Genomic DNA, 23,851 nt, shown 5'->3' on the forward strand with positions numbered 1-23,851 from the left:
CAATCGTTTTAAATATACAGTTATATTACATATGTATTTTGTAAAATCAAGATTTTTTGTCTGTTAATCATTAGCCGTGAAGGGTAGGGGACTTATTAATATACTTTTACTATATAAGTAAAGTGTTTTGAAATTGAAAATATTTGATTGACATCTTAATGATAAAAATTAAATGTCAGATAAGTACTTTCCAACATACAGACCACTTGCAGCTGCTTGAGATAATGAATGCGTAACGCCTGAACAATCTCCAATTAAAAATAGCCCATGTACACTAGTTTCAAAATGATTATTAATTTTTATCGTAGGAGCATAGAACTTTCCATCAATTCCATATAGTAAAGTATGTTGATCGATAGGCTCTTGTATAAATTGTTCTAAACGTAATAAAAATTCTTTTAGCCCTTCAATATATAATTGAGGAATTTCTTGATTCAAATCTCCATAATCTCCCTGTAGTGTAGGTTGTATACGATTATGTTCCATGCTGTTTTCCACCGTAGGTTGTTTCTTTAGTAAGTCCTCTAAGCGCTGTATAACAATCCGATCTCGTCCTTGGTTAATGCCTTGAATAATTGAACTTGCGTATACATTTGCTTCTTTGAGAGTTGGAAAATAGCGAGGAATAAATAAAGTGAAATTTAAGTTAGAAGTGCCAGTTCCTTGCTCTCGAAAATTTTGACCGTCAGGCATAACTAAACCTTCTTCGTACTTTCGAATGATGCGTCCTTTTGGATTCATACAGTAAGTAGTTGCTATGAAATGCTCACCTTGATAAGAAAGTTTTGTTTCAAAAGTATCTTTTAATATAGAGCGTAATTGATGTTCTTTCATTTCTACTCTAATTCCTAAATCTACACGTGTTTGCTCCTGAGAAATATTTAGGGAACTGCACATTTCTTTTAACCAATCGGCTCCAGAGCGCCCAGTTGCTAATACTAGTTGCTTAGTTTGAACTGTTCCTTGATTTGTCTCTATTGTAAAATGATCTTCCTGTTTCAGAATATGTTGTACATCTATATGAAATTGGATCTTTATTTTCGTCAGTAAAAATTCATAGAGCTGCTGAAAAATGTTACTGGAAAGTGTAGTACCAAGATGTCTTACTTCTGTTGTTAGCATTTGTAAACCACACGCTTCAGCTCTCTTAGTGAGACTTGAATTTTCAGTAGAATATTTTGAAACCGAACTTCCACCAAACTGACATAGAATTTCATCTACTTCAGCCATGAGTTGTATAAAACCCTCTTTACCGACTTTCTTCTCAAGTTCTCCGCCAAATCCGTTTGTATAATTAAATTTCCCTTCAGATTTGCCTAAACCACCAAACCCGAAATATTTATCACATGTAGTACAATTACACACTTTTCCTTCGTCTAAAGGACAATGGCGATCTTCTAGCGCTTTACCTTTATCAAGAATTAAAACTTTTTTGTTACTTTTAGCTAGTGAATAAGCCATAAAAATGCTACTTACTCCAGCGCCGATAATCGTAACATCATACATATTCTTCCACCTGCTAACGAATAGTTTGTTTTTTATTTTTCTAGTGTATAACAATTTTATGAAGTTAAGAAATAGCTTTTATTAATAAAGTGGGAGTTTTTGAACTTGATGCTTTATTAATTTCTACGAGTGGTGGAGTAAATACAAAAATTTTTATTTGAAAGAAAAAATAGTTTGAAAAATAACTATGTCATATGATTAATAACATCTTACATAGAAAAAAACAGACCTTTTAAGTGAAAAGGTCTGTTAATGATTTTAAATCTTATTTAGCAAACACATGGTTACCAATTACTGCTACTGTTTGACGTGTCGTAATCCACTTGTCTGTTGATGTTTTTGGATTGTAGAAATAAAGCCAGTCAGAATGTACTCCATTTGTGGAGATAGCATCTTCTACAGCCATTTTTGCTTCTGCGCTTGCAGGCTGATTAATTCTTCCATCTGTAACAGGAGTAAATGCATATCCGTATTTAATAGGTTCATAAATAACGCCTGTTATTGTATTTGGAAAACCTTTTGCATTTACACGATTTAGTATAACTTTCGCTACTGCTACTTTTCCTTTATACGATTCGCCACCTGCTTCAGCAGTAACTAAGCGTGCCATTAAGTCTTTTTCTTTTTGTGAAATGCTTGAGTTGATTTTTAAATGTTGTCCTGTATAAAGCTTGTTTCCGACTGTATTGTTCATTTGTTTTATAGATTGGACAGTGACATTGTAACGCCTTGCTATCGTTTCTAATGAATCTCCCGGTTGTACTTGATAAATAATTTGTCCAGAAATGTTCGCTGGCTTGGCGTTTTGAGGAACAGTGATTTCATTTGATTTCACGGACCCTGGAATATGTAACTGTTCGCCAATAAAGGTTTGATCGTTTCCTTTATTATTAGCCTGTTTAATGGATTGTATTGAAACTCCGTATTGTTTACTAATGCCCCAAAGTGTATCGTTCTTTTTTACTGTATGAATGGTAGAAGCTTCAGCTGTGCTTTGACTACATACGAATGTAATTGCAGCTGCAGATAAAGGGATTATATGTTTTAGTTTTAGTAATTTCATTGTAAATCCTCCTAAGAAAAAATTAAGGTGAAACGATTAAGTAATGTAGTTTGAAATGTATATATGCGTAATATATTAATGTAAGTATATTAGCACATATAAAATAAATAATCACTATAAGTTTCATATTCGTGTAGTGTAGAGTCCGAATATGAAATATTGCATATGAAAATACATTGAAGTTCATATTTCTGATTACTATAATCTATTTAGTAGAAAGGGAATACGTTATAGAAATAAAATCATTATAGATTAATATAATAATTAATTATTAATAGGAGGATTAATGGAATGAAAATATTTCAAAAAATGTGTGCGTCAACTGTAATCATTACAACACTTTTAGGAACAGGAGGCACTATCAATAGTGTATATGCTGATTCTATAGAACAGCAGAGTAAATTAGGGATAGAACAAGAAACAGATAAGCAAATCATTGTAAAATTTAAAGCGGATTTGGATTTGCCATATGAAGATGGTATTGAAAAACAAATACAATCTCAAACGAATGATAAAGTAATAAAAGATCTTTTGACAGAATATCCAGATGTAACATTTACTCGTTTATTCACATCTGTAAGCCCGGAACAAATACAAAACCTTGAAGTGAAAGCACCTAATCATGTATCTACAAGTCTATTAAACTACTATATTCTTCAAAATCAAAATAGTGGGTATGAAGAAGAAATAGTAGATAAGTTAAAGGCATCTTCTTTAATAGAAGATGCGTATATGAAGAAACAAGAGAAAATAATGCCACCTGAAGTGCAATCATCAAGTGTAGCTCTTAATCCTAATAACAATCCTAGATTTAAAAAACAAGGTTATCTTGAAGCAGCCCCATACGGTATTAATGCGCCTTTCGCCTGGGGAATTCAAGGCGGTAATGGAAATGGTATTACTTTTGTTGATATGGAATACGGATGGCTATTAAATCATGAGGATTTATTACATCAAAATATTGAATTAATGTCTGGAAGAAATATAAATCAGCATGTCGGTCATGGGACGTCTGTACTAGGAATTGTATCCTCTGAGGACAATGAAGTCGGGAATATTGGGATTGCGCCAAAAGCGAAAGCAAAGGTTATCTCTCAAATAAGAGATAACGGACAGTATAATACGGCTGATGCAATATTAAGCGCTGTAAATCAGTTAGAAGCTGGGGATGTTTTATTATTAGAGGCGCAAGCATCTTTCGATGGATATGGTGATAAATATTTACCTGTTGAAGTACAACCAGATATTTTTGATGCAATTCGTGCTGGTACAGATAAGGGAATTGTAATTATAGAGGCTGGAGCAAATGGGTGGAATGATTTAGATCAGTTCAAAGATAGAAAGGGTAAGCAAGTCTTAAATCGTAATAGTAAAGATTTTAAAGATTCGGGTGCAATTATGGTAGGAGCTGGCTCTTCATCTTTCCCTCATGAACGTATGTGGTTTTCGAATTATGGAAGCCGTATTGATGTGTACGGATGGGGAGAAAATGTAGATACAACTACAGCCGAGCAAAGTAGAAGTGCTGTAAATCTTTATACTTCAAGCTTTAGCGGAACATCTAGTGCTTCGCCAATTATTGCTGGGGCAGCGACTTTAGTACAAAGCATTGCTAAAGAAAATTTAGCACAACCATATAGACCAAGTGAACTAAGAGCAATATTAAGCAACCAGAGCACAGGAACAAAATCTAAAGATCCATATGCAGATAAAATTGGTGTTTTACCAGATTTGAAGTCTATACTAGTAAACTTAGGTTATGAACAAAGAAAATCAAACGGTGGAAATGAGTTACAAGTAACAGAAAATGAACCAAACAATGAGCCTAGACAGGCAAATAAAGTTAACTTTCATACACCGGTGAAAGGAACGCTACATACTAGTGATAGAGTAGATGTATTTACTTTCCAAATTGACTCGCCGGAAAATATTAATATTTCTCTACTAAATGAACAAAATATCGGAATGACATGGGTACTTCATCATGAATCAGATTTAAATAACTATGTAGCATATGGTGAAAATGAAGGAAATGTAGTTAAAGGAACTTATAATGCAAAGCCAGGAAAATATTATTTATACGTCTATAAATATGAGAATAAAGATGGTTCATATGTATTGAACATAAAATAAGCAAAAGGAACTTCAGATGAAGTTCCTTTAAATTTTTCTAATCTAGTATATGTGAATGATTTTTTAACTTTACTTCTATGCAATATTTCATATTGATGAAATATTATTTATTTTTTATGAACTAGCTTATATTATATTCAATAAGTTTGATGTAAAAACAGAAAAAGAGAGGGATAATAATGAGCAATAAGAAGTTAATTTTGAAATTATTCATATGTAGTACAATATTTATCACATTTGTATTTGCTTTACATGATAAGAGAGTAGTTGCAGCTAGCTCTGTTAATGAGCTTGAAAATTGGTCAAAGTGGATGCAACCTATACCTGATAATATCCCGTTAGCACGAATTTCAATTCCAGGAACACACGATAGTGGGACGTTCAAGTTGCAAAATCCGATTAAGCAAGTGTGGGGAATGACGCAAGAATATGATTTTCGCTATCAAATGGACCATGGAGCTCGCATTTTTGATATAAGAGGACGTTTAACAGATGATAATACGATAGTTCTTCATCATGGGCCATTATATCTTTACGTAACACTGCATGAATTCATAAATGAAGCGAAACAATTTTTAAAAGATAACCCGAGTGAAACAATTATTATGTCTTTAAAAAAAGAGTATGAGGATATGAAAGGGGCAGAAGATTCATTTAGTAGCACGTTTGAAAAAAAATATTTTGTTGATCCTATCTTTTTAAAAACAGAAGGAAATATAAAACTTGGAGATGCTCGTGGGAAAATTGTACTACTAAAAAGATATAGTGGTAGTAATGAATCTGGAGGATATAATAATTTTTATTGGCCAGATAATGAGACGTTTACCATAACTGTAAATCAAAATGTAAATGTAACAGTACAAGATAAATATAAAGTGAGTTATGATGAGAAAGTAAAATCTATTAAAGATACAATGAATGAAACGATGAACAATAGCGAGGATTTAAATCATCTATATATAAATTTTACAAGCTTGTCTTCTGGTGGTACAGCATGGAATAGTCCATATTACTATGCCTCTTATATAAATCCTGAAATTGCAAACCATATAAAACAAAAGAATCCTGCGAGAGTAGGCTGGGTAATTCAAGACTACATAAATGAAAAGTGGTCACCATTATTGTATCAAGAAGTTATAAGAGCGAATAAGTCATTAATAAAAGAATAAAGATGATGAGAGTAAGAAGCGATAAAATATATCGCTTCTTTTTATTTTCCAATAACCAACATTAGAAATTGTACTTTTATAATAGAAAAAAATAAAAACATAAGATATAATCATACATATAAAATTTGTACCAATAAATTATAAATGTATCATTGAATTTAATTTGTTGTAATGAAATGGAGGTATATACTATGAAGTTTCCACATGATTTTTTATTCGGAGCTGCTTCAGCTTCTTATCAAGTAGAAGGTGCATGGAATGAAGATGGAAAAGGTGTTACGAATTGGGACGAGTTTTCAAAAATTCCTGGCAAAACATACAATGGAACAAATGGTGATGTAGCTGTTGATCATTATCATCGATATAAGGAAGATGTTCGCTTAATGGCTGAGATGGGATTAGAATCGTATCGTTTTTCTATTTCTTGGGCGAGAATATTGCCGACTGGAGATGGAAAGGTAAATGAAAAAGGGATTAAATTTTATAACAACTTAATTGATGAATGTTTAAAATACGGGATTGTGCCGTTTGTCACTTTATATCATTGGGATTTACCATTACCGTTAGAAAAAGATGGTGGATGGACGAATAAAAGAACAGCAGAGGCTTTCGTAAAATATGCAGAAACTTGTTTTAAGGCATTTGGTGACAGAGTTAAGCATTGGATTACTTTTAATGAGACCGTAATGTTTTGTGGATTAGGTTATTTAAAAGGTGCACATCCACCAGGAATGCAAAATGATGTTCCAAAGTATTTTCAAGCGACTCATTATGTATTTTATGCACACGCGAAAACAGTTGCGGTGTACAAGCAGCTGAAACAATATGGTGAGATTGGGATTACACATGTTTTCTTACCAGCTTATAGTGTGGATGATCAAAAAGAAAATATACAAGCAGCAAATCATGCGAATGAATATGAAACGTATTGGTATTATGATCCAATTTTAAAAGGCGAGTATCCGTCTTATGTTGTACAACAATTAAAGGAAAAAGGGTGGACTCCTAATTGGACGGTTGAAGAATTAGAAATCATTAAACAAAATGCAGAAGAAAATGATTTTATTGGCTTGAATTATTATCAACCAATACGAGTAGAAAGATACGATATGGATATAAAGAGTGAGGAACATTCTCGAGAAAACTCAACGCTTGCTCCAGGTAACCCTTCTTTTGATGGTTTTTATCGAACAGTTAAAATGGATGATAAAACATATACAAAATGGGGATGGGAAATATCTCCCGAAGGTTTCTTAGAGGGATTGCATATGTTGAAAGCGCGTTACGGTGACATAAAGATGTATGTAACGGAAAATGGACTTGGTGATGAAGATCCAATCATTGACGGAGAAATTGTAGATGTTCCGAGAATTAAATTTATTGAAGCGCATTTAAAAGTAATGAAGCGTGCAATTGAAGAGGGAATTAACTTAAAAGGTTATTATGCATGGTCAGTGATTGATCTTTTAAGTTGGTTAAATGGATATAAAAAGCAATATGGCTTTATTTTTGTCGATCATAATGATAACTTAAAACGTAAGAAGAAACTTTCGTTTCATTGGTATAAACGTGTGATCGAAACGAGAGGGGAAGAGTTATAACAGATAAAAGAGTATTTTAGGAGAAAGTGTATGAGTGCAAAGTATAAACAAATTGCAGATGTGTTAGAGCAAAACATTCGAGATGGGCTTTTTAATGAAACGAAAAAACTACCTACAGAAGAAGCGTTGATGAATCGATTTGAAGTAAGCCGTAATACGATACGTAAAGTAATTAGTCAGCTTGTGAATAGAGGTTATATTTTTCAAGTGCAAGGTAGTGGCATGTTTTTACGCGAAACTTCTGTAACAGATTACATTAATTTAGGAAGTTTACGTGGATTAACGAAAAATCTTGTTTCACAAAATATTGAAACGAAAGTGTTAGAGCTTGAAGTAATAGATGCGGACGAAGAGATAGCAAAGCGGATGCAATGCGAAGCTGGAACTAGGTTGTATTTTTTGAAGCGCTTAAGAATTGTAGATGCTAAACCATTCTCTATTGAAGTAAGTTATTTCAAAAAGGATATTATTCCATATTTGAACGAAGAAATAGCATTAAGCTCTGTATACAGTTATTTCATTGAAGATTTACGATTAAATATTGGTTTTGCTGATAAAGTTATTAGTTGTGAAAAAGTAAATAAAGAAAATGCACAGCTTTTAGAATTAAATGAAGGTGATCCGGCGCTTCTTATTGAAAATACAGTGTATCTTGTAAATGGAACAATTTTTGAGTTATCTCAGTCGATGTTTCATTATGAAAAGGCGAAACTTTTAAATCGAATTAATTTTAAATGAAAAATTATCGTGTGAAAAAAGCAACTGGTCCTAAGTGATCAGTTGCTTTTTATTTTTTTAAGTGGATGAGCAAAAAAACACGAAAGTGGTTGGTCCGCTTTTTGCAAACATCTATTATGATAAGAGAAGAAAGGTAGTATGTTATCAACGTTTTAAAGAGGAAGGTTTTTATGTAAGTTCTTTAATTAAAATAGATGGGTCTTAGAGAGGTGAAAAGACAATGAGTTTTGCAATTTCACTAGTCGTTATTATTGTAATTGTATCGCTATTTGGGACTGTACTAGTTGCAAGAAACGTGGAGGAGAATTACGGTAAGTCTACAAAAAGAAATGTGAAAAACTTATCTGCAATCTATATTCTTCTTCTTTTTGTTCTACTGGCCGGGGTAACATGGTATGCGGTAATGATTTAATAGTTTGTAAAAGAAGTGAAATGAGAGTATGAAGTTGAAATTTCAGAAGCTATCGAGTAATCAGAAAGAGAACCATTTTGGATATATCCATTTACGGATAAGAAAATGTGACTAATTAATACTATTTTTACGGTGAATACTGTTAGTAAAAAATGAGGATAGTTCGTTTTGAAAGGAGGGAACTAGATGGAATGGAAACCAAATCGTGCAGATAAGACACCTGTATATAAACAAATTGCTGATTATATTGAAAGAGGCATTTCTTCAGGTGAATTTCCTTCTGATAGTAAGTTACCTTCTGAGCGTATATTGGCAAAGGAATTACAGGTGAACCGGAGTACAATAGTAGCTGCGTATGAAGAATTAAAATCACTTGGAGTAGTAGAACGGCAAAAGGGAAGCGGAACACGGGTTAATACAGACATATGGGGTGTCTCACATAAACGAATACCGAACTGGGGTAGGTACGTGGAGGATGGATCGTTCTTACCTAACGTACCACTCGTTCAACAAATTCGAACGGAAACACAAAAAGATGATTTAATTAATTTAGCGAGTGGTGAACTGTCACCAGAATTAATTCCGAGTGATAGATTTCGAACAATTTTGGCGGAGAAAACATTTATGGAAAATCTCGGCTATGACCATCCACTTGGAAATGAGATGTTGAGAAAAACAATTGCAGCACATGTTCAGCAATATAAACAAATTGAAGCAGATTCAAGCTCTATTCTTATTACGTCTGGAGCACAACAGGCGCTTAATCTTATCGTTCAATGTTTATTAAAACCTGGTGATGCGATTGCGATTGAAGATCCTTCATATTGTTTTTCGCTTCCAATGTTTAAATCGGCCGGTTTAAACATATTTCATTTACCTGTTGATGAGCATGGAATGAATCCAGATGACTTAATCGATTTGCACAAAAAGCATCGCATTCGTATGGTATTTTTGAATCCAGATTATCAAAATCCAACAGGTACTGTGCTTTCATTAGCGAGACGTAAAAAAATTTTAGAACTGTCTTCTGAGTTCGGTATACCAATTGTAGAAGATGATCCGTATAGTTTAATTTCTTTTAATGGAGAAGTGAACCCGACATTAAAATCAATGGACCAAAATGGAAATGTTCTTTATGTAAGTTCATTATCAAAAATTGTTGCATCAGGATTACGTATTGGATGGATAATTGGTCCTACACGTGTAATTGAGCGTTTAGCAGATGCAAAGCAACAAGTTGATTTTGGCCATAGTGTATTTACGCAGTGGGTAGCAAATCAATTTTTAGAATCAAAGGATTTTCATACACATATTACGATACTTCGTGGACAATTAAAGCAAAGAAGAGATGAATTAATTGCAGAGCTTGAAGGAACATTGGGAGACCGAGTTGAATGTTTCGTGCCAGAGGGTGGAATACATGTATGGTGTAAAGTGAAAGGAAAGTTTGATGAATATCACTTATTAGGTGAATCTATACGGAATGGTGTCGCATTTGTTCCGGGCAGTGTTTTAGGTTCGAAAAATGAATATATACGATTTACGTTTGGTAGAGCGAATATAGAACAAATTCAACTTGGAATTAAACGGTTTGCCGACACGCTAAATGAGATTTCATAATATGGATGTGTGATAGTGAAATGAGGGAAAGAAATGAAGTACGTGACGCTTTTACTTCAAGTAGGCGTGCTATATGTATTTAGCCTAGTGGGTACGTGGATTCAAGGAGTATTCCATCTATCAATGCCAGGAAGTTTAATAGGGAGGTTAATACTGTTCCTGCTCCTTTCCACTCGCGTTTTACCGTTAAAATGGTTTGAGTTAGGTGCGGAAAAGTTAATCGTATTTTTACCGTTATTTTTAATCCCTTCGACAACAGGGCTCATGGAATACGGGTCTTTTCTTTTCAGTAAGGAGAGTATTATATTCTTTTTAGTAGTTGCAAGTACTGTAGTAGCTTTGATTGTAACTGGAATACTCATTAGTATTCTAATACCGTATGGAACGAAATTTATTTTTTAAATGTAATGGAGATGATAACAATGACAACATGGTTTATAGTTACATTATTTGTTTTTGGAGCTATTAAAGTATTAGTTTCTAGCATGCCCACTTCTGTTGTAGAATCAATTATTAGTAAATTTGAATTGCATCAAAAGCTTGAGGCGGAAAATACTTCTATATCGATAGATGGAAAAAATTTAGAGGGAGAAATGAAACTACAAGTTATTCATGAATTTAATGAGGCTTTGTTTTTAGATAAACATTATTTCCCGCCGCACGGAGAAGGGACACCAATAGTCATTGATACGAAGAAAGGGAATAAAGAGATTAGATTCTCTCTATATAGCTATGAGGAACATGTTGATGTCATTAAGCAATATAAGAAGAAAGTCGTTGCCTATCGTTTACGCTCTAAAAGCCTTCAAACATTGGCACCATTAGCAATAACGGAAGAGTATGCTTGAGAAGGGACCTATAATGGTCTCTTTATTTTTTTATCCAATTATATACGTTCCAAATAAAAGAATGAAAAATTATATAACCAAATAAAGAATATGTATGGTTCCAATTCGCACTATGTACAAATAAACCTAAACTTTCAGCAATCTGTTCAAAAAGGCTAGCGCAAATACCGATTGAAATAATAAATAGAATTCTAGAAACTTTAGATAATTTTTTTGAAATGTGTATAAAGATAACTGTTAAAATCGGCAGTACGAATAATGTAAAAGCTATATTAATCGAAAATGTGGATGAGAAGGGCCTAGCTGGAAAGGAATATATTTGTTTATGAACAAAAAAAGCATCTAAAAAAGTTCCAATAATAGAAGAGAGAAAGATTGTAACTACTAATGCTAGAAACTCATTCTTCTTCTCGGAGGAGGACATTTTTCTTTGCGAGAATTGCGAGTTCAATTTTTTCAAGTGTTTTGCAGTAGTCTTCTGTAATTTGTCCATTTATATTTTCCTCCTTATCAACTAAGTAATTTACAACTTGCCAATCGGTAAACCAATCTTCACTGTCAACTTCCTCATGCTTCATATCTCGCCATGCATAGATGAGTGCAGGACTGTATATACGATAAGCGCCACTTCGCAACTGGCATTTCTTTATTCGGCGCTTATAAAACTCACGGGAAAAAGATTCATTTACACTTGAAAATAAATGGGGCCAGTAATCTTTCCTTGATCCTGTATGCGGATGATGTTGGGCCCAGCTTATTATTTGAGATAAAACATGTGTATCTCGAAATAATAATGAATACAATCTTTTTCCGATTAATATTCGTTCATGTAAGGAAGTGAAATGTTTCATTGTATCACCAAATAGTAATACTTTTTGTTTTTTATCATTTTCGTAGAATGGGAAAAGGATATGATTAAACTGAAAGAAATCAAAGAGTTTAAATCCAATACTATTTAGTACAGTCTTTTTAAATTGTACATTTTGAATCACTCTTTTTTCTAAGTAGTTTTGTTCATTAATAATAGTTGCAATCGCTAATGTTTTTTTGTTGCCTGTTTTCCAAAAATCGCTCCACATCGTTTCCATAAATGTAGAAACATTTAGGTGAGGGAGAAGGTGAAATAACTTTTGTGATCTCTTTACACTTTGTTCGTAAAGTAAAAATTGAGGGTATACATCTTGGAAAATAAGCCAATTCCCTCTTTCTAAAAAAGAAAAAAATATGAATTGATCTTTCTCTGATAAAATTCTCGTATATAAATCGCCCTTTAAATCAGTCATATTCCAACCACCGTTACGTGATACCATATGCCCAAGCAGTGCCCAATGTATTTCTGGATATTGAATGTAAAATTGGTAGTATGCGCGTGTTCTTGTAACATTATTTTTATTTAGTTGTTCTGTTTGTATTTTAATTTTGTTGATGATGAGTTGTTCTTCTTTCGTTAATTTATACATGGTGTCAGAAGGAATAAGCTTGCTTTTTTGTTTTAATTCATTTTTTACGTCGAATAGGGAGAGAGGCAGTGCTTTGGAAGGTCCGTTATATGTATGATTTGAATTGCTTCGGTCCATTCCGTTACCTCCCTTTTTCATAAATTTAAACATGATTATTGGCTATGAATCATTCTATTTATTTTATTACGAGTATAAGAAATAAATGAGCGGTGTTTTTTTACAAGGAATTTATTTATCATGCAAACAGTATGGAAAATCTTACTGTTGTGAGGTGAAATGAAAAACAGAAACTAAGTTTAATAGTTTCTGTTTTTTTATTTTGTCAATTAAATGTAACAAACGACGATTATGATTTGAATCAATTGAAAATAATTCAATAAATATTATTTAAATTGAGATGTTTCGTAGGAGGAAAAGGAATGTTAAATAAAATAATTTTAATTACTGGTGGTACAGGTTCGTGGGGGCATGAACTTATAAAACAACTATTAGAAAAATCACCGAAAGAAATTAGAATTTTTTCAAGAAATGAAACGGTTCAGTTTGAAATGCAGCAACAGTTTATAAATGATGATAGGCTAAAATTTATTATTGGAGATATTCGTGATAAAGATCAACTAGTCTATGCATGCCAAGGTGTACATTATGTATTCCATCTTGCAGCTTTAAAACACGTTCCAGTATGTGAGTATTATCCTTATGAAGCTATAAAAACTAACATACATGGTACGCAAAATGTAATTGAAGCCTCTACACAGATGCAAGTTGAAAAAGTTATATATGTTTCAACGGATAAAGCAGCTGATCCATCAAATACGTATGGGATGACAAAAGCAATTGGTGAAAAATTAATGGTTCATGCGAATATACAAACGAAGAAAACAAAATTCATTTGTGTTCGTGGTGGAAATGTTTTAGGAACGAGTGGAAGTGTAGTACCGCTTTTTAAACAACAAATTAAAAGATCTTCAGAAGTAGGGATTACCGATGCGAATATGACTAGATTTTTCTTAACAGTTGAAGATGCTGTTGGATTGTTATTTAAAGCCGTATATCAAGGTAGAGGCGGGGAAATCTTTGTTATGAAAATGCCGGCATGTAAAATAACAGATTTAGCAGAAATATTAATTGAAGATTCGAAAAAAGAAAATATTAAGGTGAAAGAGGTAGGGATAAGACCGGGTGAAAAATTAAGTGAAATGCTTCTATCTGAGGTAGAGAGTAAAACAAGTATAAGTTTTGATCAAAATTATTTTGTGGTACTACCGACGATTCCTATCGAAGGACTTCAAGAATATTATTCTAGCTATCCGCTAGTGGATGTGAAGAGTTTTAGTTCTCAACAAGACTTGCTTGCAAAACATGAGGTGAAACAAATGCTATTAAAAGGAGGGTTTTTGCGATGAAAAAAAATGCGAGCCTTTTAATAACTGGTGCAAATGGTTTCACAGGCCGCCATGCTTGCCACTATTTTTTAGAGCAGGGCTTTCATGTAATTCCTATGTTTCAAAATCGTGCACATAGAGAAAAAATTAGAAATGGTATTACTTGTAATTTAACTAATAAGAGCGAAGTAATGAAGGTAATGAAACAAATAAAGCCAGACTACGTATTGCATTTAGCAGGAAGGAATTCGGTTATAGAATCTTGGACAGCTGCTCTTGAATATATAGAGATTAATGTAATAGGAACGTTATATTTATTAGAAGCAATTAAGCAAGAAGCCTCACATTGTAGAACATTAGTTATAGGATCTGCTTTGCAAGCAGATAGTATGAACGAAATAAAAATTTCAAATCCATATAGTTTAAGTAAAACGATGCAAGTCATTATTGCAGAGGCTTGGGGAGGATTAATGGATTCAAATATTATCATTGCAAAGCCCTCAAACTTAATTGGTCCAGGGGAATCGAATGGCATTTGTTCGATTCTCGCAAAGAAAATGATAGATATAGAATCAGGTAGAAGTAAAGCCATTATTGAAGTAAACAGTTTGAAAGATAGTAGAGATTTTCTAGATGTACGTGATGCGATTAAAGCGTATCATGTGTTATTACGAGATGGAATAAATGGAAAACAATATAATATCGGATCAGGAGTAAAACGATCTTTATTAAGTGTACTAGAACAATATAAAGAATTAACACAGCTAAATTTTTTTATAGAGGAAACAGAGAAAAATGGGAGCGACTCAAATGAGAGTTTAGCAATAGAGGAGATAAAAAGGTTAGGTTGGATCCCAGAAATTGAATTTCATCAATCATTAAAAGATGTACTTGAGTATGCGAAGTGTAGTGACATCTGCATGCAATGAAAAACAAAAAAGGGTGTAAGAAATATATGAATGATTATGAAATAATAGATAATCAAAATACGCTATTTCTTTCAATTGTTGATACGTTGGATTGGAGAGATGAAGAAGCGCATGTATTGCGTCTTTATGAGGCAATACATAAATATCAAGCGTATGTAGAAGAAAAAAGGGTTAATCAAATAAAGTCAGCATTAGAGACGGAAACTAGATATGTGATTCAAATCTTTGCTCAATACGAGTGTAGTGAATATGGAAATGATTTTTATGAACTCATTAAAGATCTTTTACAAGATATAGAGGTGGAGTTAAAAATTTATATAAAAAATAATAAGTTTATTTACATTTAAAAGGTAAAGAGATAGCTAGATTTTTAATAATAAAGGTGGGTATAAGTTATGAGCAAAACGATTCTTTTTACTGGGGGCGGTACAGCCGGACACGTTATGATTAATATTGTATTAATTCCTAAATTTATAGAGAAAGGCTGGAGAGTCGAGTATATTGGATCAAAAAATGGAATTGAAAAATCATTAGTGCAAAATGTTAAATACAATGGTGTTTCAACGGGCAAGCTTAGGAGATATTGGGATTGGGAAAATTTTAAAGATCCTTTTAAAATTATACGAGGTTGTTTACAAAGTTATAATTTAATTAAGAAAACAAAGCCTGACGTTATCTTTTCAGCAGGAGGATTTGTTTCAGTTCCTGTAGCTATAGGAGCATGGTTAAATCGTGTGCCTATAATTATACGTGAACCAGATAGCACATTAGGGCTTGCCAATAAAATAGCATTACCTTTTGCTACAAAGCTATGCACAACATTTCCTCAGACAGGAGAAAATGTAAGGAATGAGAAGAAGGTTTATGTAGGACCAATTGTAAGGGAAGAAATTGAGAAGGGTAACGTATTACGAGGAAGAAGATATTGTGAATTTCAGCAAGATAAACCAGTATTATTAATTATGGGTGGGAGTCAAGGTGCTAAGTGGATAAATGATATGGTAAGGGAATGTTTAGATACAATACTATTAAACTTTAATATTATTCATATATGTGGTAAAGGGAAGGTAGACCCATCTATTGGCATGGAGGGGTATATGCAATTTGAATATATAGGCGACGAGTTGCCGCATATACTAAATATGGCAAGTGTTGTAGTTTCTAGAGCGGGTTCTACTGCTATTTCTGAATTGTTATTTTTGAAGAAACCGATGTTGCTTATCCCGTTAACTAACAGTTCCAGTAGGGGAGATCAAGTTTTAAATGCTGAATATTTTTCACGGCAAGGATATGCGGAAGTTATACTCCAAGACAGAGTAAGTACGAATACATTTATACATGCAGTAAATAAGTTGTATACAAATAAGGAGAAATATATTCAAAACATGAATGGATATAAGAAAACAAATGATGAGGGAATTCATCAAATAATAGATATAATAAATGAAGTGGTGAAGTAATAGAAATGTAAATAGAAAAACAAAAGGAAAGAAGGTATCTTCTTTCCTTTTTGCTATATTTGTTCTAATTAGTTATGTACTATGGGTGAATGCCGTTTTCTAATAGCTCAGTAAATGCATGAATATGAATAGGTTTACTGTAATAATAACCTTGAATAAACTGACATTTATTTTTTTGAAGGAAATTTACGTGCTCTTTCGTTTCTACACCTTCAGCAATGACAGACATTCCTAATGTATTTGCTAATGTGATGATCGTTTTAATAATTTCCATTCCATCATCACATGTTTCAGACATTGTAATAAATTCTCTCGGGATTTTTAACGTATCAATTGGATACAAAGGTAAGTAGGCTAGCGAAGAATAACCTGTACCAAAATCGTCGATAGAAATGTGAATCCCTAAACTTTTTAGTGTACGCAGTTTTATCAATGTTTCTCGCTCATCCATCATTGCAATTCGCTCTGTTAATTCAAGATCAAGAGAGCTTGCTGGTAAACCTGTATTTGTTAAAGTAGAAGAAATAGATTTTACAAAATCCTCTTGTTCAAATTCCTTAGCAGATAAATTTACACCTATTTTTAAATGTGAATATCCGAGTGCGTGCCAACGTTTCATTTGCTTACAAGCCTGCTCTAATGTCCATTTTCCTATTGAAATAATTTGTAGTGTTTCTTCTGCAATCGGAATAAACTCGTATGGAGAAATAATACCTAATTCAGGATGATTCCACCTAATTAAAGCTTCTGCACCGATAATTTTATTAGATTCACTATCAACTTGAGGTTGATACAAAAGGAACAATTCTTCATTTTGTAGTGCGTTTGGTAAATCTTTTTCTAATCGTAATCGTCTTTCAATTTTTTTAGCGATTACATCGTCATAAATAGAGACAGAATTAAGCTCTTTTGCTTTTGCATCATACATTGCAACATTAGCGTTTTTCAGAAGTGTAGCGGTATCGATTCCGGAATGTGGATAAATAGCGATACCGATACTCAGTGATAAAGTTAATTTATGCTCATGTATGATAAATGATTTTTTCATGCATTCAAATAATTGGTTACATAATTGGAATAAGTAATCTTCGTCAGTATAGTTTTCAATTATGATTGTAAATTCATCGCCACCGATTCTTGAAAGATGAGTATGTGATGGAAGACATGATTGGAATCGCTTTGCTACTTCTTCTAATATGTAATCTCCTGACGAATGTCCAAGTGTATCGTTAATTGCTTTAAAGCGATCTAAATCTAAATATAATAATGCAAACTCGCTTTCTGTTATTTTAGCATTTTTTATAACTCTCTTTAATTTCTTATGGAAAAAGGCACGGTTCCCAATTTTCGTTACAGTGTCATGGAATGCTAAATATTTTATTTCTTCTTGCTGTTTTTTTAGTGCAGTAATATCTTTCACCATAATATAGCTTCCTGAAATTTGTCCGTCTATTATAATAGGAATGATTGTAACGTATAAAAAATAAGTAAAGCCATCTTTATATTGAGAACTAAGTTGTAAGAATGCCGATTCTTGTTGTTTCACTTTTTCTAATGCCAATGCTAGCTTATGCTTATCTTCATCTAAAATGATTGAAAAACAAGTTTCACCTAGTAGCTCATCCGTTGGTGCCCCAAGTAGTACACTCCCAGCCTTATTTACATTTAAGAATATTCCATTTAAATCAATGGTGAAAATAGGGTCAGGATGATATTCATATAATGATTTAAACTTTTGTTGTTTTTGAGAAAGAGCCTCTGATTTATGAACTAAATCAGACGTCCGTACAGTAACTTTTTCTTCTAGTTGGGCATTAAATGCCTGCAAACGTTTTGTTAAGGAATTGTTTTGCATACGTACGATAGAATGACGAATGAGTACGAAAATAAAAGTAATACAATTCCCTGTAATGAGAGTTGAAGATGATGTTTGTTCTTTTAATGTAAACCCGATTAGTATTGCAACAGCAAGATAGGGAAATACAACTAAAGCTTTTTTTCCTATTATAGGGTTTACAATGAAATAATTTTTATGGCTATTATGATCTTCTGAAATAGAGCCAGCTATTGCAATAAGTAATATAGGTATTCTATATAAAAGACGTAATAATGTTATTGTTTCTGTTGATAAGTGGTTATTTAAGTAAAAATAAATATAGTTAAAAGTTGCAGAACTTATTAATACAAAAATAAATATATAAATTTTCCGTTTGGAATTAAAAATTGTTGGACGGAAAAAGAGACTAACACCTAGTAGTAGAAATAATAAATCTGCAATTGGATATAAAAATGAAAGGAAAACATCCCCTAGTGAAAGAGCGAATATATTTAAATTTGGCTGATTAAATAAATACCATTCTAATGTAAATATGGAAGTAAGCACTATACATATATCACAAATAAAGAACGCTTTTTCCCATTTATTGCATTCCTTTAAAATTTTATAGCAGAAAGCGATAAGACAGAAAAATAGAAAAAACATGTAAAATACATCAGAAATAGTAAAACGATCTATTGGAATTTCGAAGAAGCTATCTTGATATGTATATACTATTTTCCCTAATAAAAAACTACCAATTGCTATTGTAATACATATCCAAAACGGATTTGAACTGACTTTTTTAGAATATATAGAGTAAATCAGTGATACAAATGTAATGGCTTCAACGACAAGTGAAGCGAAGCGTACATCTGAATTTGAAAAATGAGTAGGGAACAGATAGAAAAACATAAAATAGATTGAATAGCATATTAATGTTCCGATTAATATACATAATTGTAAATTTTTATTTAATTTCAATGAAATCACCTTCTTTAATTATGCACTATGTTCGTTATATCTATACATAATAATATTATTTAAGAATTGTATCAGATTTCCTTATAAAAATCATGTTTATAAGGAAAGTGTTAAAGAGTATAAGTATTCTTAAAGTTGAAAAAATATTGCGGTTGATAGTATAGACTGTATCAAGACTTTAAATAGAAATTGTATATTTAGTCATCCTTTGAATTGTAAAGTTTTTTTAGTGATTTGTAAGTGGAGATGCAAAATTGCATATAAAATGATGGGGATTTTTATTTTTAGTCTGAAAATTAATATTTGTAGAAATGTTAGGAAAAGATATAAAATAAGAACGTGTATTCTTACAGAGTGGAATAGTATTGCCACTAAATAGGGAGGTTTTTTTATGATATATCGAATTAAAGATGCAGAAATATACTATGAAATTGTGGGGGAGGGTAAACCGGTCATTATCATACATGGCTGCGCTCCTGACCACAGGTTAATGATGAAATGTATGGAATCAGTATTTCAGAAATATGAAGGTTATAAGCGAATATATATTGATTTACCTGGAATGGGAAAATCGAATGCTCCAAATTGGATAAATAGTTCAAATCGTATAGTAGATGTGCTTATCACATTTATTGAGGAAATCATTTCTACTGAAAAATTTTTATTGGTAGGAGAATCATATGGAGGCTATTTAGCCAAAGGTATACTTACAAAGATGTTTGAGAGAGTTAGCGGATTATTATTAGTATGTCCTGTTGTTGTAGCGGAGCCAGAAAAAAGGATTCTTCCAGATAAACAGGTAATTGTACAAGATGAGGAATTTTTAAATACGCTCACTTCCACAGAAAGAGAGGAATTTTGTGAGTTAGCTGTAATAGCAAATGAATATACATATAAGCGATTTAAAGAAGAAATTAAGCCTGGGTTAGATGTTGCTAATTATGAATTTATTGAAAGGTTGCAAAAGAATTACTCTCTTACTATGGATTTTCAGCATGAAAAATATGAAAATCCCGTTCTTTTACTGACTGGAAGACAAGATATATCAGTAGGTTATCAAAATATTATAGAAATTATTGAAGAATATCCAAGGGCAACGTTAGCAGTGTTAGATATGGCAGGGCATAATTTGCAAATTGAGCAGCCTGAATTATTTGAGAGTTTAGTAGGAGAATGGATTAGACGAACAAATCAGCACAGTTTATAAAGTATTTTAGTATTACCCCTAAGTGTTGAAATGGGATAAATGAACTTGATTTATTAACTTATCTCGCTATTTGCCGGGCAGCCCGATTAGTGAGGGCTGATTAAAGTTTCACTTTATAAAAAATTTTAAGGAGAAATTATGAGCACATATATTTATATGGTTAGACATGGTGAATCACCAAAACTAGAAGGAAATGAAAGAATGCGCGGGTTAACTGAGAGGGGACATATGGATGCCCGTGGAGTAACTGACATATTAAAAGCGGAGAGGATTGATACTTTTATTTCCAGTCCTTATAATCGGGCTATGTTAACGATAGAGGAGTCAGCTAATTTCCATGAAAAAGAAATAGTAGTATATGAAAATCTTAAAGAGTGTATGTTTTCAAGTGAGGATCAGGTTATATCAGACAAGGAGGTGTATCCACTTGTACAGAAGATGTTCTCTAATCCGGACTTCGCACGAACGGAAGGAGAGTCATATGCAGATTGCCAGAGAAGAGTAGTGAAAGTATTAAAAGAAATCTTAATGGATTTTCGAGGATGCAAAATTGTAATTGGTACACATGGGCTTGTCATGACATTAATGATGAACTATTTTGATAAACAATATGGTTTTGAATTTTTAATGAATACGTCAAAACCGGATATATATAAGATGGAATTTAAAGAAGAACAATTAATGAATGTAGAGAGATTATGGAAAGCTGAATAAAATTAGTTGCATGGATTTTGTTGTAAAAGTTACTTTTATAGCAAAGTCTTTTTTTGAATAGAAAGCATCTTTATCAACTATTGTTAGAATGTTAAATAAATAAGTAATTATTCAGTCTTTGAATAAATTATGGAGAAATTGGTTTAGGAAAACAATTTTAAATGTGTCAAAACTCCAAACGTTGGATTTATATTCAATAGGAGAAAAAGATGTAGAATTTTGTCTTACAGTCCCCGTTTACTTTTCATTTCATTACATATAGGCTTTGTGGTGTAAGGGAGGACATTACCTTTACGCAAAATCTATAAGGAGGTCATTGTAATGAAACAGATTAAAAAGTTTGCGGGAGTTGCTTTAGCGGGGACGATTGGATTAAGTGGACTACTGTTTTTAGAACCAAGTGTAAGCGTTGCGGAAGCACAGCAAGTGAAAGTAGAAAATTTCAATACAATTGATGTAACGATGAATCTAAATGAATTGTATGTATTAAGTGGCAGAAGCATTGATATTCTTTCTGGAGATAAAGAAGCAATTCAGTTAAATAAATACACAATTAGTTTTAATAAACCTGGGAAGTATGTGATTAAAGTAAATGGCTGTATTTATGATGATGTATATACTTTTATTGTAAATGAGTAGTATATATTCTTAAATTGCGAGATAAAAACAGAAACACCCTATTTGCGATGAGAGTCGTAAATAGGGTGGATTTATTTGTATTAAGCTGTACTTTAAATATGTTCGCTAATTTTCTTTTTGCCATGTAAAGTATGTAAAAGTGTTTGAAACATCTTAAATGATTGCTGAAAGATTGGACTTTGAATAAAGGTGTACAGAAAAGTTACGATGAAAACAGGACCCCCTAGCATAAATCCAATAACTAGTACAATACATTCTACTATGATTCTAGCACGGCTAATAGAAAGTCCTGTTTTGTCTGAAATAGTAAGCATGAATCCATCACGGGGTCCAGCGCCAATCCCAGCCGCAACGTACATACCTCCCCCGATACCTGTAATGGCAATACCAGAAAATAAAATGAGTAAGTTTATCCATAAATAATTACTAGCGTCTGGAAGCATGTTTGATTGTAAGAAAAAGTCCATAATGGGACCGATAAGTAGTGCATTCAAAAATGTCCCCACATTTATATATTTTCGATCTACTAGTAAAGATATTAGAACGAGACATAACCCACATATGACACTCCACGTACCGATGGTCCATCCAAACTTTTGGTAGAGAGCCATATTTAAAACTTCCCAAGGGTGCAAGCCGAGAAATTTAACTTTGACTGCAAGAGCGTTTCCAAGGCCAAAGAAAATTAATCCTAAGAAAAAAAGAAAATAGCGAAAGAGAGTTAGCCTCATCTTTACAACCTCCCATATTTTATAATTATGTATGTTACCTGTTACAGTTTTAATGTACAAATATTATGTCTTTTTATCATTCGTTTAAAAGTGTTAACAATGTAAATGAAATATACATCTTCACAGTCAAAAAAGTTAAAATATTTCGTTTTAAGGATTATAATGGAGGGAGAAACATAAAAGGGAGTGAATGAACTTGAAACAAGAACTTATTGAAAGATTTACGAGATATGTAAAAATTGATACGCAATCAAATGAAGAAAGTCATACAGTACCAACAACACCAGGACAAATTGAGTTTGGTAAGTTATTAGTGGAAGAGCTAAAAGAGATTGGGTTAACAGAAGTAACGATGGATGATAATGGCTATGTAATGGCAACACTTCCAGCTAATACGGACAAGGATGTTCCTGTAATCGGATTTTTAGCCCATTTAGATACGGCAACAGACTTTACAGGGAAAAACGTCAAACCACAAATTCATGAAAATTTTGATGGTAATGCAATTACGTTAAATGAAGAGCTAAATGTTGTGTTAACACCAGAGCAGTTCCCGGAATTACCATCATATAAAGGACATACCATTATTACAACTGATGGTACAACACTTCTAGGAGCAGATGATAAAGCTGGTCTTACAGAAATTATGGTTGCAATGAACCATTTAATACATAATCCGCAAATTAAGCACGGGAAAATAAGAGTAGCATTTACACCGGATGAAGAAATTGGTCGTGGGCCAGCGCATTTTGATGTAGAAGCGTTTGGTGCATCATTCGCTTATACGATGGATGGAGGTCCATTAGGTGGTTTAGAGTATGAAAGTTTTAATGCTGCAGGTGCTAAGTTAACGTTTAACGGAACGAATACACATCCTGGAACAGCGAAAAATAAAATGCGCAATGCTACTAAACTTGCTATGGAGTTTAATGGGTATTTACCAGTAGAAGAGGCGCCAGAATATACAGAAGGCTATGAAGGATTCTATCATTTACTTTCTTTAAATGGTGATGTTGAGCAAAGTAAAGCGTATTATATTATTCGAGACTTTGATCGTGAAAATTTTGAGGCACGTAAAAATAACGTTAAAAATATTGTGAAGACTATGCAAGAAAAATATGGCGAAGATGCAGTCCTTTTAGAAATGAATGATCAATACTATAACATGCTTGAAAAAATTGAACCGGTAAGAGAAATTGTTGATATTGCATATGAAGCAATGAAAAGTTTAGACATTGAACCAAATATTCATCCGATTCGCGGAGGCACAGATGGATCACAATTATCATATATGGGATTACCGACGCCGAATATTTTCACTGGTGGTGAAAACTATCACGGTAAATTTGAGTATGTTTCGGTAGATACTATGGAAAAAGCTGTTCAAGTTATTGTGGAAATTGCAAGACGTTTTGAGGAGCAAGCTTAAAAAAGAA

22 protein-coding genes are annotated in these 23,851 nt (G+C 32.7%); 16 read left to right on the forward strand and 6 right to left on the reverse strand.

The window, feature by feature from the left end; all coding sequences use genetic code 11:
• Positions 1-168 precede the first annotated feature (168 nt).
• Complete coding sequence (locus tag MKY38_RS03495) at positions 169-1,506, reverse strand: NAD(P)/FAD-dependent oxidoreductase (protein WP_000272403.1); 1,338 nt, start codon at positions 1,504-1,506, stop codon at positions 169-171.
• 265 nt (positions 1,507-1,771) lie between these two features.
• Complete coding sequence (locus tag MKY38_RS03500) at positions 1,772-2,569, reverse strand: cell wall hydrolase (protein ID WP_114555484.1); 798 nt, start codon at positions 2,567-2,569, stop codon at positions 1,772-1,774.
• A gap of 291 nt (positions 2,570-2,860) precedes the next feature.
• On the opposite strand from MKY38_RS03500, the gene MKY38_RS03505 reads away from it, so the two are divergent.
• The 8 genes from MKY38_RS03505 to MKY38_RS03540 all read left to right on the forward strand — a co-directional run bounded on the left by MKY38_RS03505 (position 2,861) and on the right by MKY38_RS03540 (position 11,090).
• The gene (locus tag MKY38_RS03505; RefSeq protein ID WP_341048069.1) at positions 2,861-4,702 is read left to right on the forward strand and encodes a S8 family peptidase; all 1,842 of its coding nucleotides are present in this window, start codon (positions 2,861-2,863) and stop codon (positions 4,700-4,702) included.
• Between the two features lie 179 nt (positions 4,703-4,881).
• On the forward strand, positions 4,882-5,871 hold the full coding sequence (gene plcA, locus MKY38_RS03510; RefSeq protein ID WP_065222985.1) for a phosphatidylinositol diacylglycerol-lyase: 990 nt from the start codon (positions 4,882-4,884) through the stop codon (positions 5,869-5,871).
• 191 nt (positions 5,872-6,062) lie between these two features.
• A complete protein-coding gene (locus tag MKY38_RS03515; protein WP_114555485.1) occupies positions 6,063-7,472 on the forward strand; it encodes a glycoside hydrolase family 1 protein in 1,410 nt (469 codons plus the stop codon).
• A gap of 30 nt (positions 7,473-7,502) precedes the next feature.
• Complete coding sequence (locus tag MKY38_RS03520) at positions 7,503-8,210, forward strand: GntR family transcriptional regulator (RefSeq protein ID WP_001274912.1); 708 nt, start codon at positions 7,503-7,505, stop codon at positions 8,208-8,210.
• Between the two features lie 220 nt (positions 8,211-8,430).
• Positions 8,431-8,622: a hypothetical protein gene (locus tag MKY38_RS03525; protein WP_000006458.1), complete on the forward strand. Its 192-nt coding sequence runs from the start codon at positions 8,431-8,433 to the stop codon at positions 8,620-8,622.
• 186 nt (positions 8,623-8,808) lie between these two features.
• On the forward strand, positions 8,809-10,242 hold the full coding sequence (gene pdxR / locus MKY38_RS03530) for a MocR-like pyridoxine biosynthesis transcription factor PdxR (protein WP_065222987.1): 1,434 nt from the start codon (positions 8,809-8,811) through the stop codon (positions 10,240-10,242).
• 33 nt (positions 10,243-10,275) lie between these two features.
• Positions 10,276-10,644: a CidA/LrgA family holin-like protein gene (locus tag MKY38_RS03535; protein WP_341048073.1), complete on the forward strand. Its 369-nt coding sequence runs from the start codon at positions 10,276-10,278 to the stop codon at positions 10,642-10,644.
• A 20-nt stretch (positions 10,645-10,664) separates the two neighbouring features.
• A complete protein-coding gene (locus MKY38_RS03540; protein WP_000214635.1) occupies positions 10,665-11,090 on the forward strand; it encodes a YfmQ family protein in 426 nt (141 codons plus the stop codon).
• A 22-nt stretch (positions 11,091-11,112) separates the two neighbouring features.
• Here the strand turns inward: MKY38_RS03540 and MKY38_RS03545 are convergent, their stop codons facing one another.
• Both MKY38_RS03545 and MKY38_RS03550 read right to left on the reverse strand, forming a co-directional pair.
• Positions 11,113-11,514 (reverse strand): CBO0543 family protein, encoded by a 402-nt coding sequence (locus MKY38_RS03545; protein WP_341048074.1) that lies wholly within the window; start codon positions 11,512-11,514, stop codon positions 11,113-11,115.
• Positions 11,489-12,667 carry a DUF2515 domain-containing protein gene (locus MKY38_RS03550; RefSeq protein ID WP_341048076.1) on the reverse strand — a complete coding sequence of 393 codons (1,179 nt, stop codon included), beginning with the start codon at positions 12,665-12,667 and terminating at the stop codon, positions 11,489-11,491. Before MKY38_RS03550 ends, MKY38_RS03545 begins: the two co-directional genes overlap by 26 nt.
• 302 nt (positions 12,668-12,969) lie before the next feature.
• On the opposite strand from MKY38_RS03550, the gene MKY38_RS03555 reads away from it, so the two are divergent.
• Genes MKY38_RS03555 through MKY38_RS03570 form a run of 4 tightly spaced genes read left to right on the forward strand, consistent with a single transcriptional unit; the run spans position 12,970 to position 16,324 of the window.
• The gene (locus MKY38_RS03555; RefSeq protein WP_063537109.1) at positions 12,970-13,956 is read left to right on the forward strand and encodes a UDP-N-acetylglucosamine 4,6-dehydratase family protein; all 987 of its coding nucleotides are present in this window, start codon (positions 12,970-12,972) and stop codon (positions 13,954-13,956) included.
• Positions 13,953-14,864: an NAD-dependent epimerase/dehydratase family protein gene (locus MKY38_RS03560; RefSeq protein WP_341048078.1), complete on the forward strand. Its 912-nt coding sequence runs from the start codon at positions 13,953-13,955 to the stop codon at positions 14,862-14,864. The genes MKY38_RS03555 and MKY38_RS03560 overlap by 4 nt, the downstream gene beginning before the upstream one ends.
• The gene (locus MKY38_RS03565; protein ID WP_002094117.1) at positions 14,861-15,211 is read left to right on the forward strand and encodes a DUF6572 domain-containing protein; all 351 of its coding nucleotides are present in this window, start codon (positions 14,861-14,863) and stop codon (positions 15,209-15,211) included. Before MKY38_RS03560 ends, MKY38_RS03565 begins: the two co-directional genes overlap by 4 nt.
• A gap of 48 nt (positions 15,212-15,259) precedes the next feature.
• Positions 15,260-16,324 (forward strand): undecaprenyldiphospho-muramoylpentapeptide beta-N-acetylglucosaminyltransferase, encoded by a 1,065-nt coding sequence (locus MKY38_RS03570; RefSeq protein WP_341048081.1) that lies wholly within the window; start codon positions 15,260-15,262, stop codon positions 16,322-16,324.
• 79 nt (positions 16,325-16,403) lie between these two features.
• Here the strand turns inward: MKY38_RS03570 and MKY38_RS03575 are convergent, their stop codons facing one another.
• Positions 16,404-19,124: a putative bifunctional diguanylate cyclase/phosphodiesterase gene (locus tag MKY38_RS03575; RefSeq protein WP_065222993.1), complete on the reverse strand. Its 2,721-nt coding sequence runs from the start codon at positions 19,122-19,124 to the stop codon at positions 16,404-16,406.
• A gap of 391 nt (positions 19,125-19,515) precedes the next feature.
• Here MKY38_RS03575 and MKY38_RS03580 point away from each other — a divergent pair, with 391 nt between their 5' ends.
• From MKY38_RS03580 to MKY38_RS03590, 3 genes are all read left to right on the forward strand, one after another.
• Positions 19,516-20,331: an alpha/beta fold hydrolase gene (locus MKY38_RS03580; protein WP_046392965.1), complete on the forward strand. Its 816-nt coding sequence runs from the start codon at positions 19,516-19,518 to the stop codon at positions 20,329-20,331.
• A gap of 138 nt (positions 20,332-20,469) precedes the next feature.
• Positions 20,470-21,045, forward strand: a complete 576-nt coding sequence (locus MKY38_RS03585) for a histidine phosphatase family protein (RefSeq protein ID WP_046392964.1) — start codon at positions 20,470-20,472, stop codon at positions 21,043-21,045.
• Positions 21,046-21,366: 321 nt separating this feature from the next.
• Positions 21,367-21,684 (forward strand): hypothetical protein, encoded by a 318-nt coding sequence (locus tag MKY38_RS03590; RefSeq protein WP_000809495.1) that lies wholly within the window; start codon positions 21,367-21,369, stop codon positions 21,682-21,684.
• Between the two features lie 92 nt (positions 21,685-21,776).
• Here the strand turns inward: MKY38_RS03590 and MKY38_RS03595 are convergent, their stop codons facing one another.
• On the reverse strand, positions 21,777-22,415 hold the full coding sequence (locus MKY38_RS03595; RefSeq protein ID WP_001241256.1) for a YczE/YyaS/YitT family protein: 639 nt from the start codon (positions 22,413-22,415) through the stop codon (positions 21,777-21,779).
• Positions 22,416-22,611: 196 nt separating this feature from the next.
• Between MKY38_RS03595 and pepT the strand changes: the two genes are divergently transcribed.
• Positions 22,612-23,844 (forward strand): peptidase T, encoded by a 1,233-nt coding sequence (pepT, locus tag MKY38_RS03600; protein WP_341048086.1) that lies wholly within the window; start codon positions 22,612-22,614, stop codon positions 23,842-23,844.
• Positions 23,845-23,851: the final 7 nt, after the last annotated feature.

The organism is Bacillus sp. FSL R5-0585 (assembly GCF_038004545.1).
GTDB lineage: Bacteria > Bacillota > Bacilli > Bacillales > Bacillaceae_G > Bacillus_A > Bacillus_A cereus.

What these genes read in the sequence shown, in the direction of transcription:
- MKY38_RS03580 (WP_046392965.1), top strand. Translation starts at nt 19,516, where the DNA reads ATGATATATCGAATTAAAGATGCAGAAATATACTATGAAATTGTGGGG.
- MKY38_RS03585 (WP_046392964.1), top strand. Translation starts at nt 20,470, where the DNA reads ATGAGCACATATATTTATATGGTTAGACATGGTGAATCACCAAAACTA.
- MKY38_RS03595 (WP_001241256.1), bottom strand. Translation starts at nt 22,415, where the DNA reads ATGAGGCTAACTCTCTTTCGCTATTTTCTTTTTTTCTTAGGATTAATT.
- MKY38_RS03515 (WP_114555485.1), top strand. Translation starts at nt 6,063, where the DNA reads ATGAAGTTTCCACATGATTTTTTATTCGGAGCTGCTTCAGCTTCTTAT.
- MKY38_RS03560 (WP_341048078.1), top strand. Translation starts at nt 13,953, where the DNA reads ATGAAAAAAAATGCGAGCCTTTTAATAACTGGTGCAAATGGTTTCACA.
- MKY38_RS03505 (WP_341048069.1), top strand. Translation starts at nt 2,861, where the DNA reads ATGAAAATATTTCAAAAAATGTGTGCGTCAACTGTAATCATTACAACA.
- MKY38_RS03565 (WP_002094117.1), top strand. Translation starts at nt 14,861, where the DNA reads ATGAAAAACAAAAAAGGGTGTAAGAAATATATGAATGATTATGAAATA.
- MKY38_RS03535 (WP_341048073.1), top strand. Translation starts at nt 10,276, where the DNA reads ATGAAGTACGTGACGCTTTTACTTCAAGTAGGCGTGCTATATGTATTT.
- MKY38_RS03520 (WP_001274912.1), top strand. Translation starts at nt 7,503, where the DNA reads ATGAGTGCAAAGTATAAACAAATTGCAGATGTGTTAGAGCAAAACATT.
- plcA (WP_065222985.1), top strand. Translation starts at nt 4,882, where the DNA reads ATGAGCAATAAGAAGTTAATTTTGAAATTATTCATATGTAGTACAATA.
- MKY38_RS03500 (WP_114555484.1), bottom strand. Translation starts at nt 2,569, where the DNA reads ATGAAATTACTAAAACTAAAACATATAATCCCTTTATCTGCAGCTGCA.
- pdxR (WP_065222987.1), top strand. Translation starts at nt 8,809, where the DNA reads ATGGAATGGAAACCAAATCGTGCAGATAAGACACCTGTATATAAACAA.
- MKY38_RS03525 (WP_000006458.1), top strand. Translation starts at nt 8,431, where the DNA reads ATGAGTTTTGCAATTTCACTAGTCGTTATTATTGTAATTGTATCGCTA.
- MKY38_RS03545 (WP_341048074.1), bottom strand. Translation starts at nt 11,514, where the DNA reads ATGTCCTCCTCCGAGAAGAAGAATGAGTTTCTAGCATTAGTAGTTACA.
- MKY38_RS03540 (WP_000214635.1), top strand. Translation starts at nt 10,665, where the DNA reads ATGACAACATGGTTTATAGTTACATTATTTGTTTTTGGAGCTATTAAA.
- MKY38_RS03590 (WP_000809495.1), top strand. Translation starts at nt 21,367, where the DNA reads ATGAAACAGATTAAAAAGTTTGCGGGAGTTGCTTTAGCGGGGACGATT.
- MKY38_RS03570 (WP_341048081.1), top strand. Translation starts at nt 15,260, where the DNA reads ATGAGCAAAACGATTCTTTTTACTGGGGGCGGTACAGCCGGACACGTT.
- MKY38_RS03555 (WP_063537109.1), top strand. Translation starts at nt 12,970, where the DNA reads ATGTTAAATAAAATAATTTTAATTACTGGTGGTACAGGTTCGTGGGGG.
- MKY38_RS03495 (WP_000272403.1), bottom strand. Translation starts at nt 1,506, where the DNA reads ATGTATGATGTTACGATTATCGGCGCTGGAGTAAGTAGCATTTTTATG.
- MKY38_RS03550 (WP_341048076.1), bottom strand. Translation starts at nt 12,667, where the DNA reads ATGGACCGAAGCAATTCAAATCATACATATAACGGACCTTCCAAAGCA.